Origin of the sequence: Vibrio sp. 10N.261.52.A1 (assembly GCF_002876325.1) — a bacterium.
Taxonomy (GTDB): Bacteria; Pseudomonadota; Gammaproteobacteria; order Enterobacterales; family Vibrionaceae; genus Vibrio; species Vibrio chagasii.
The window spans coordinates 1-2,053 of the sequence record NZ_MCYD01000051.1; the positions used below are offsets into that span (position 1 = coordinate 1).

Annotated in this window: 2 protein-coding genes and 1 pseudogene; 1 reads left to right on the top strand and 2 read right to left on the bottom strand. The window is 41.8% G+C overall.

All coding sequences use genetic code 11. From position 1 onward, the window contains the following. Positions 1-138: 138 nt before the first annotated feature. Positions 139-1,080 (top strand): bifunctional precorrin-2 dehydrogenase/sirohydrochlorin ferrochelatase, encoded by a 942-nt coding sequence (locus tag BCT81_RS00690; RefSeq protein ID WP_102422983.1) that lies wholly within the window; start codon positions 139-141, stop codon positions 1,078-1,080. Between the two features lie 186 nt (positions 1,081-1,266). Here BCT81_RS00690 and BCT81_RS00695 read toward each other — a convergent pair whose 3' ends face one another. Together BCT81_RS00695 and BCT81_RS00700 are read right to left on the bottom strand one after the other, a co-directional pair. After that, positions 1,267-1,749 carry a YajQ family cyclic di-GMP-binding protein gene (locus BCT81_RS00695; RefSeq protein WP_004742331.1) on the bottom strand — a complete coding sequence of 161 codons (483 nt, stop codon included), beginning with the start codon at positions 1,747-1,749 and terminating at the stop codon, positions 1,267-1,269. A gap of 12 nt (positions 1,750-1,761) precedes the next feature. Further along, positions 1,762-2,053, bottom strand: a pseudogene (locus BCT81_RS00700) (3-deoxy-7-phosphoheptulonate synthase); the annotation flags it as partial.

The following is a 2,053-nucleotide window of genomic DNA, read 5'->3' on the forward strand; positions in this document are numbered from 1 at the left end:
TCACATTGGTGAAACATTAAACTTAAAAAAGATTGAAATTTGGTCAATAAATATTTTTATTACACTTCGATAGTTATTAATATGCTCCAAATTTGGTAGCATGGCTGAATAGTTATTGAAGTCGTCTCAAGGAAGAACATGCGTTATTTCCCAATGTTTTTGGATGTAGAGAATAAGCCGATTCTCGTGGTCGGTGGTGGTGAGGTTGCTTGCCGTAAAGTGGATAGCTTGTTAAGAGCAGGCGCTGACGTTACGTTAGTTTCTCCTAAGGTTGCGCCGTACTTACAGCAGCTTGTTGATGAGAACAAACTTCACTGGGTTCAAAACTTTTACTCGTCACAAATTATCTCGAAAGAATACCTTCAAGTATGGGCGACCACAGATAACCCCAGCTTGAATCATCAGGTGTATAATGATGCAAAAAAACTGGGTATTTTAGTCAATGTGGTTGATGATTTGCCATACTGTGACTTCATTACACCTTCAATGATAAATCGTGGAAGAATCCAAATTGCGATCTCCAGTGGTGGTGCATCACCTGTTTTGGTGAGAAATATTAGAGAAAAACTCGAAACAGTATTACCTCAGAATATCGGTCTTCTCGCAGACTTTGGTGCATCAAAACGCAACTCGATCAAAGAGTCGTTTCCAACCGTCGATGAACGTCGCAAGTTTTGGGAGCGCTTTTTATCATCCAGTTTTATCGAGCAGGTAACGGATAGAGAGCAATTAGAAGCGCATTACCAACAAGCACTGACAGAAGGCGTTGATAGCGAAGGGCAGGTCACTTGGATCGAATTTGAACAAGATGTCGAGTTGTTGTCCATGAAGGCTTTACGCTTGATGCAGGAAGCTGAGTTGGTACTGGCTCCCAAAGAGTGCCCATTTGAATACGTGGACCTGTGTCGTCGTGATGCTGAAAGAGAAAGCTATGCTAATAGCGGAGAGCTCTCGACAAAGCTTGAGCAAGCAAAATCTGAAAACTTAAGAGTATGTGTGTTCATCCCACCAGCGAGTGTTGAATTTAACCTCTTGGTAGGAAAAGACTTGAAGCTCTCTTCTGCTAAGATTCTAAGCTGAAGCTAATAAGCATGGCACCTATAGAAGTCATATCCGTCTAGGCATTTTCATTGCTGGTTAGGGATATGCTTAAAGAAACAGCCAGATAAATAAAAAGCCACTTCGCAGGAAGTGGCTTTTTACTATTTCGAACACGAATTGTGACTAGGATAGAGCAACGGATAAACGTGGTTGCTCAAATCCCAATTAGTCGCGGAAGTTATCGAATTGGAAAGGCTGACCAAGCTCACCGTTACGAACTAGTGCCATTACAGCTTGTAGATCGTCACGCTTCTTACCTGTTACGCGTACTTTTTCACCTTGAATAGACGCTTGAACCTTAATCTTGTTATCTTTAATTAGCTTAACGATTTTCTTTGCAACATCAGTTTCGATACCTTGCTTAAAGATAACCGTTTGGTGCCAAGTGCGACCTGTTTGATCTGCTGCTTTCGCTTCCATCGCGTTAGGATCAACATTGCGCTTCGTTAGGTTGCTACGAAGAATATCGCGCATTTGCTTAAGCTGGAAATCGTCTTGAGCAGTCAGTTTTACCGACTCATCTTTGTAGTCAAAGCTTGCGTCAACACCGCGGAAATCGAAACGAGTCGATAGTTCACGGTTAGCATTGTCTACAGCGTTACGTAGTTCTACTGCTTCTACTTCAGAGATAATGTCAAATGATGGCATTGTGTTATTTCCTTAAGCTAAGTTTCTATCTTTAATTGCTGTTGCAAGCATGTCTAACATTGTCGCGGTATCTTCCCAGCTTAGACATGGATCGGTAATCGACTTGCCGTATTCTAGGTTATTGATATCCGTCATTGGCTGGTTACCTTCTGTAATGAAGCTTTCCGCCATGATGCCTGCAATTTGATTTTTGTTAGATTTAATCTGTTCACAGATGTCTTTTGCAACGTCTAACTGCTTGCGGTGTTGCTTTTCACAGTTAGCGTGGCTGAAGTCTACGACTAAACGTTGAGGTAGGTCGAAC

Excerpts from the sequence above, each read along its gene's own strand:
- BCT81_RS00690 (WP_102422983.1), top strand. The coding sequence starts at position 139 with ATGCGTTATTTCCCAATGTTTTTGGATGTAGAGAATAAGCCGATTCTC.
- BCT81_RS00695 (WP_004742331.1), bottom strand. The coding sequence starts at position 1,749 with ATGCCATCATTTGACATTATCTCTGAAGTAGAAGCAGTAGAACTACGT.